Here is a 6,464-nt window from a genome sequence, read left to right as displayed (position 1 = left end):
TTCTGAGGCAGCCATGGCCAGACCCGTCACCCTTTTCACCGGACAGTGGGCCGACCTGCCGCTGGCCGAACTCGCACCCCTGGCGCGCGGCATGGGCTACGACGGGCTCGAGTTGGCCTGTTGGGGCGACCATTTCAACGTGCAGGAGGCGCTTGCGAGCGAGCGCTACGTGCAGGACAAGCGCGATCTGCTTGAAAAGCATGGCCTGCGCTGCCTGGCGATCGGCAATCACCTGGTAGGCCAGGGCGTGTGCGATCTGATCGACGAGCGCCACCGTGCCATCCTGCCGGAGCATGTGTGGGGTGACGGGCAGGCCGAGGGGGTGCGCCAGCGCGCCGCGCGCGAGATGCAGGACACCGCACGCGCCGCCGCCAAGCTCGGCGTGAAGGTCGTCACCGGCTTTACAGGTTCTTCGATCTGGCATTCGCTGTACGCCTTCCCGCCGACCTCCCAGGAATACTGGGATGAGGGCTTCCGGGACTTCGCGCAGCGCTGGAAACCGATTCTGGACACCTTCGATAGCGTGGACGTGAACTTCGGGCTGGAGGTCCACCCGACCGAGATCGCCTTCGATATCGCGTCGGCCCAGCGCGCGATCGAAGCCGTGGCGGGGCACAGGCGATTCGGCTTCAACTTCGATCCCAGCCACCTGGGCTATCAGGGTGTGGATTACGTGAAGTTCCTGCGCACCTTTGCAGACCGCATCTATCACGTGCACATGAAAGATGTGTGGTGGGGCAAGGGTGATGGCACTGTGGGCGTGTTCGGCGGGCACACCAGCTTCGGCGATGCGCGGCGCTATTGGGACTTCCGCAGCGTCGGGCGCGGCCTCATTGATTTCGAGTCGATCATTGTGGCGCTGAACGACATCGGCCACGCCGGGCCATTAAGCGTGGAATGGGAGGACAGCCGCATGGACCGTATCCACGGTGCCACCGAAAGCGCCGCCTATTGCAAGCGGTTGGACTTCAAGCCTGCGGCGGGCGCCTTCGACGCGGTCTTCGACAAGACCAGGCAAGGCGGGATGGCCGGGTCATGAGCTGCACGGCCGTTCCGAAGGCTCATGGCACCGCGGTCCCCAGGGTGGAGTTTGCCCAATGAGAAAGCTGCGTTATGCCATGGTGGGCGGCGGGCAAGGCGCCTTCATCGGCGGCGTGCATCGCAAGGCGATGGCGCTGGACGGCCAGATGGACCTGGTTGCCGGTGCCTTGTCGTCCGATCCGCAGCGCGCGCGCGCTTCCGGCGCCGAGCTGGGCTTGACCGACGCCCGCAACCACGGGCGCTGGCAGGACCTGCTGGCCGACGAGCTCAAGCGGCCGGTGCAGGAACGCATCGACTTCGTGTCCATCGTCACACCCAATCACGTGCACTTCCCGGTGGCCCACGCGTTTGCCGAAGCCGGTATCCACGTGGTGTGCGACAAGCCGCTGGTGCACAGCACCGAAGAGGCCCAGGCGCTGGCGCAGGCCGCGCAGCGCAGCGGCTGCATCTTCGGGGTGACCTACAACTACACGGGTTACCCCATGGTGCGCGAAGCCCGCGAGCTCGTGGCCAAGGGTTTGATCGGCGAGGTGCGCAAGGTCATCGTGGAATACAACCAGGGCTGGCTTGCCACGCATCTGGAGGCCTCGGGTCAGAAGCAGGCCGACTGGCGCACTGACCCCGCGCGCAGTGGCCTGGCCGGTGCCATCGGCGACATCGGCTCGCACGCCGAGAACCTGGTAGCCACGGTCACCGGCCTTGAGTTGGACAGCATTTGCGCGGACCTGACTACCTTCGTGCAAGGGCGTCGCCTGGACGACGACGGCAACGTGCTGCTGCGCTTCACCAACGGTGCGAAGGGTGTGCTCATCGCCTCGCAAATCGAAGTGGGCTGCGAGAACGACCTGCGCCTGCGGGTGTTCGGCACACAAGGCACGCTGGAGTGGCACCAGGAGGAGCCCAACAGGCTCGTTCACGCGCCCATCGACGGGCCTGCGCGCCTGCTGACGCGCGGCTCGCCCTGGTTGGGCGAAGCGGCGCGACGTGCGACGCGCCTGCCTGCCGGGCATCCCGAGGCCTTCCTTGAAGCGTTCGCCAACGTGTACCTTGGTGTGGCGGCACATATCCGGGCGGTGCAGGCGGGCAAGGCGCCGGATCCGCTGGAGGCCGACTATCCGCGCCTGGCCGATGGCGCGCGCGGCGTGCGTTTCATCGAGAAGGTGGTGGAGTCCGCCGGCAGCCAGGCCAAATGGACGCCGATGCGCTGACACGTGTTTTTCGGCATCGGTTGCGGCACGTCCAGCGTGAAGCCGGGGGAGCTAGCGGTCGCGAATGCTAAAAAAACAGAGCAGAATTTTGTCTTTGCGATATTTAATCTGGCGCATCTGAAGGCAGCTTCTCACCGCCCTTGCGTGTCTCGTAACGTTTCATCAGCGGTGTGACCGACACGCCGTGAGCGATGACCGAGGCCACGACCACCGCGAGCGTGATCGACAGCAAGCGGCCGGCCAGCGCCGGCTCGAGCTGGTGCGTGATGGCATACATGAGGTAATAGATGGACCCGATGCCGCGGATGCCGAACCAGGCGATTAGCCGGCGCTGGGGGCGCCCGACCCGGGTGCCGTACAGGCCGAAATAGACCGCCAGCGGACGGATGACCAGAAACAGGGCCGGGATGAACCACAGCACTTCCGTGCGGAAAGCGACCACCCAGAGCAGCGATCCCACCACCAGGACCACGCCCACTTCCGCGAACCGTTCGAGTTGGGCATTGAAACGCCCCACAGCCTGCATCATGTGTGCCGGCGTCTCGCTGGCTGCAGCCCGGTCGTCCGTCTTCGAGTGGGCAGGCGCCGGCAGGTCGCCAATCCGGCGCAGCGCCAGCCCCGCGGCAAACACCGCGAGAAAGCCATAGGTGTGGCATAGCAGTGCCAGTCCGTAAGCCAGGGCAATCAATCCCAGTGCCATGAACTCGTCTGAACCCAGCGCTTCGCGGTGATGGGTCCGCAGGTAGAGGATGGCCCGGCCGGTCAGCGCACCCATCGCATAACCAATGGCCACACCGCCCGTGATGGCCCACAGCACATCGACAGCCCACCAGCGCCAGCCGCCGGCCCCCAGATCGTGCAGCGAGAGCAGGCCCAGGCCCAGCATCACAAAAGGAAACGCGGTGCCGTCGTTCAGGCCGCCTTCGCCGGTCAGCCCGAAGCGCAGGCGGTCCCGGTCGGCCGGATCGGACACCTGCACATCGGAGGCCAACACCGGGTCTGTCGGCGCCAGAATCGCACCCAGCAGCACGGCGGCCCCGAGTGGCAGGCCCATCCCCCAGACGCCCAGCGCCGTCACTGCAGCCACCGTCAACACCATGGAAACCGAGGCCAGCTGCACCGGAATGCGCCAGCGCCTGTCGTTCAGCGGCAACTCCAGCTTCAGCCCCGCGGTAAACAGCGAGATCAGCACGGCAATTTCGGTCAGGCGTTCGAGCAGGCCGGCATCGCGAATCGGGTCCAGCACCATCAGGCCCAGCCCCGCCGGGCCTATGCCCACGCCCACGGCGAGGTACAGCATGGCTGCACTGAGCGGCAGGCGGGAAATGAAGGAGCTGCTCATTGTCATGACGATCAGCAGGACGCCGACCACGACGAAACCCAGCGTGAAATTCAGGCCTTCATTCATCGGGTTTATAGCGGTAACGCAAGTTCATGAAATCATTCCGGGCAGGTGAAACCATGATTGGCCGCACGCGACCCAGTATGCGGGCACGTGCCCGGCCGCCTTGCAGGGTGGCTTCCCGAGCGCCTGTCAGCCCGCTACCAGCCGACCAGGCTCAGGCCCACGCTGAGCACGTTGCGGCGGCGGTTGTAGTCGATCAGGCTATCGCCGTAGCCGCTGAACAGCTGGACGTGGTAACGCAAGCTGGCACTGTCGGCAATCGAGGTGGAGGTCTTCATCCATTCCAGCCGGGCCGAACCACGCGCCTCGGATCGCAGAGAATGGCGCAGCGTCAGGCCCAGGCTGTGAACGCGGTTGATCTGCCAGAAGCCGGTCAGCTCGGCCCGGCCAATGAAGTCGGCGATGTCGGGGTTGTCGTCGTTGCCCGAAGACTCCTTCAGGCGCTGCCAGATGCGCCCCTGGAGTTCGAGCCGGCTGTCGGCGCCCAGCTCTTTTTCGGCGGCGCCCATCAGGTAGACCCGGTTCCAGCTGCGCGAGAGCGGCAGGCTCTGCCCGTTCGACTGGTGGTTCAGGGCGAGGCCGCTCAGGCGGTACTTCCAGCCGCCCGGCAGGTCGATCTGGTGCGGGTAGATGTAGATCAGCTCAGGCTCATGGTCGGTGGCGCGGAAAGGGCGTGAAATCGCACCGTTAAAGAGCTGCCAGTAACTTTGCTGCGTGTATCCCAGCCACAGCGAATCGCTGCCGGTATCGTCGCCGCTGCCTGAAGCCAGCATGCCTTTGGCGATTTTTGTGCGCACCGATATCTGGAGTCTGGTCTCGTTGCGCCTGTAGTTGAACGGCGTGGTCACCGTGTGCCCGGCCGCCGGCGAGGATGGCTGGTTGTTGACACTGTCCGAGCCCGACCACATCAGGCTGATGGGCCGGTAGCCGCGCAGGCCGAAGGTGTCGCAGTCCGTGCCGCGCTGCAACTCCCAGAAACGCGACAGCTCGGAGTAGTTGGTGTTCCGGCAACCGATTTTTTTACCGTCTGGGGCTTCGGTGGCCATGGCGGGCAGCAGCAAGATGGGCGTGGCCTGCTGGCCGGTTTGCGGGTTGGCGGGGGCTGTTGCCGTGTCGGGCGGAGGCGCACCGGCAGGCAGCTGCGATTCTGCCCAGCTCTTGAAGCAAGCCAGCTGGGCCGCGGGGTCGGCGCCCATCGCCTGGCAGGCTTGCCAGCCGAACCGGTTGCGCTCGGGTGGAGGCGTTTCGGCATTGCCGGTCTGAGCCTGCACCGCGCCTGCCGCCAGCAGCCCCGCGCATGCCAGTTGGGACACGAAAATTTTCTTCAGGAATGCAGCCATGTTTACCAGCCGGGGATTTTTTCCAACGTGAACGGGATCTCCGGCGCGTCGGCCGGCGCAGCGGCGCTCATGTCCTTCCATGTGCCTGTCACTTTTTTTCCGCATGATCCCTCTGCCATTTCACCGTTCCAGGTGCCTGTGATGTTGACGCCGTTGGATGATTCGTCCAGGGTCAAAAAGCCGTTCTCGAGGTCGCCGGCCAGTTGCGCTCTGGCGGCATGACCGGTTCCGGGCGCTGCGCCGGCTGCGGGCCGCAGGTCGCGGCTCACATAACCCGCCACGCTGTCGCTGAATTCCGCGTGTCGTTCGAGGTGCATTGTGGCATCGGCGGGCAGCCCCGCCGGTGCAGAGGCGAACCTGACCCGCCACCGGCCATGGATTTGCACCGGTTTGAGCAGTTTTGCCGGCACGCAGTCTGTCACTGCGGATGCCGAGTTTTTTGCATCATTTTGAGCTCCAGCCCTTATGGGATGTGCACAAACAGCTATTAAAAACAGAGCAAGTGAGATTGTGTTGAAAGGTTTCATGGGTGGTGTGGGTGGCGCCATCAGGCGGCGTTCCTCGCGGTTTCGGCTTCGCTGTTGGCTTGCGCTGTGTCGGCGGCGCGTTTCGCAAACTCGGCCCGCAGCGCCCTGATCTTCTCGCGCGGGTCTTCCTTCACGGTGGTCTTGTCCAGCCCCATCTCGGCAATGAAGCGGCTCGGAATGCCGGCCACGGTTTCACGGCCCTTCTTGCGCCGGCGCAGCCAGTTGACCGCCAGCGTGCGCTGCGCCCGGGTGATGCCCACATACATCAGGCGGCGCTCTTCCTCCAGGCGCTGCGCAATATTCTCGGTGTTGCTGCCGTCGTCGTCTTCCAGCTTGAAGGGCAGCAGGCCCTCGTTCACCCCGGCCAGCACCACATGCGGCCACTCGAGACCCTTGGCCGCGTGCAGCGTGGACAGCGTCACCACGTTCTGGTCGCCTTCGCGCTCGCTGATGGTCGACAGCAGGGCAATCGTCTGCACCACCTCCAGCATGGTCTTGGTTTCGGCGGCGACCACGGCACCGGAGGTGTCGTCAATCTGCCCGCCGCAACGCTGCGCCATCCAGTCGCAGAAGTCCATCACGTTGGTCCAGCGCGCGGCAGCGACTTTTTCGCTGTCCTCGCTGTCGTAGATGTGTTTTTCGTAGTCGATTTCCTTGAGCCAGGTGGCAAGAAAAGCGCGTGCGTCTTCAGCGCCCACCGTGCGTCTGGCGCGGTATTCCAGGTCGTTGAGGTATCGACCGAATTCATGCAGCGATCCGACCGCCTTGGCCGGCAGCACCGCACTCAGGGAGTTGCTGAACAGCGACTCGAACAGGCTCAGTTTGTACTGCTCGGCAAAGGTGCTCAGGGCGCCCAGCGTGGTGTGGCCGATGCCGCGCTTAGGTGTTTTGATGGCGCGGATGAAGGCCGCGTTGTTGTCGTTGTTGACCATCAGGACCATCC

The 6,464-nt window shown here is 64.8% G+C and carries 6 protein-coding genes; 2 read left to right on the top strand and 4 right to left on the bottom strand.

What is annotated here, in order from left to right; translation table 11 throughout:
• Together ABI660_RS22395 and ABI660_RS22390 are read left to right on the top strand one after the other, a co-directional pair.
• Positions 1-1,039: sugar phosphate isomerase/epimerase family protein (locus ABI660_RS22395; RefSeq protein ID WP_348072300.1), on the top strand; the 1,039-nt coding region annotated here is incomplete at its 5' end.
• Positions 1,040-1,097: 58 nt separating this feature from the next.
• The gene (locus ABI660_RS22390) at positions 1,098-2,249 is read left to right on the top strand and encodes a Gfo/Idh/MocA family oxidoreductase (RefSeq protein ID WP_348072298.1); all 1,152 of its coding nucleotides are present in this window, start codon (positions 1,098-1,100) and stop codon (positions 2,247-2,249) included.
• Positions 2,250-2,352: 103 nt separating this feature from the next.
• On the opposite strand, the gene ABI660_RS22385 is transcribed toward ABI660_RS22390, so the two are convergent.
• The 4 genes from ABI660_RS22385 to ABI660_RS22370 form a co-directional block, all read right to left on the bottom strand.
• Positions 2,353-3,657 (bottom strand): sodium:proton antiporter, encoded by a 1,305-nt coding sequence (locus tag ABI660_RS22385; RefSeq protein WP_348072296.1) that lies wholly within the window; start codon positions 3,655-3,657, stop codon positions 2,353-2,355.
• Positions 3,658-3,791: 134 nt separating this feature from the next.
• Positions 3,792-4,967, bottom strand: a complete 1,176-nt coding sequence (locus ABI660_RS22380) for a phospholipase A (RefSeq protein WP_348072294.1) — start codon at positions 4,965-4,967, stop codon at positions 3,792-3,794.
• Between the two features lie 29 nt (positions 4,968-4,996).
• Positions 4,997-5,311, bottom strand: a complete 315-nt coding sequence (locus ABI660_RS22375) for a hypothetical protein (protein WP_348072292.1) — start codon at positions 5,309-5,311, stop codon at positions 4,997-4,999.
• 230 nt (positions 5,312-5,541) lie between these two features.
• The coding region (locus ABI660_RS22370; protein WP_348072291.1) for a 3'-5' exonuclease at positions 5,542-6,464 on the bottom strand (923 nt) is incomplete at its 5' end.

Source organism: Polaromonas sp. (genome assembly GCF_039930745.1).
GTDB lineage: Bacteria > Pseudomonadota > Gammaproteobacteria > Burkholderiales > Burkholderiaceae_C > Polaromonas.
This window is presented reverse-complemented; position numbering and strand designations above follow the sequence as displayed.